Source organism: Streptomyces sp. DH12, assembly GCF_020873895.1.
In the GTDB taxonomy this organism is placed as follows: domain Bacteria; phylum Actinomycetota; class Actinomycetes; order Streptomycetales; family Streptomycetaceae; genus Streptomyces.
In genome coordinates, this window is record NZ_JAHWGT010001519.1 from 1 (window position 1) to 402 (window position 402).

At 77.1% G+C, this 402-nt stretch carries 1 protein-coding gene and 1 pseudogene; both read left to right on the forward strand.

Annotation, left to right across the window (positions count from 1 at the left end; all coding sequences use genetic code 11):
* Positions 1-151, forward strand: a 151-nt coding sequence (locus LPA54_RS40855; RefSeq protein ID WP_228985470.1) for a helix-hairpin-helix domain-containing protein, incomplete at its 5' end; no start/stop codon positions are given.
* Positions 148-402 (forward strand): annotated as a pseudogene (locus LPA54_RS40860) (hypothetical protein); the annotation flags it as partial. The gene LPA54_RS40855 and the pseudogene LPA54_RS40860, both read left to right, overlap by 4 nt.

A 402-nucleotide genomic window follows, 5' to 3' on the forward strand; every position in this document is an offset into this window, starting at 1 on the left:
CACCCTCCCCGGTGTCGGCCCGGTCCACGCCCAGCACATCGTCGACTACCGCACCCGTAACGGCGGTTTCCGTTCGGTGGACGAGCTGCGGGAGGTCAACGGCATCGGCGACCGCCGCTTCGCCGACCTGCGCGACCTCGTGCGGCCATGAGCACCCGCACACGCGTCGGCCAGGACGTCACGGCCGGGCGGCCGGGCGCCTCCCGTCCACGGCAGGAGGGACCGGCCGACCTCCGGCTGGTCCCTCCTGCCCTCGCCGCCTGGGCCACGGCGGCGGTGACACTCCACGCCCCGCCCGGCTGGGCCGTCGCCGCCGTGGCCGTCCCGGCCCTGGTCGCCGCCGTTCTCCTGACGGCGCACAGCCGCCTGCTCCTGGCGCACCGACGCCCGACGGAGCGGGCG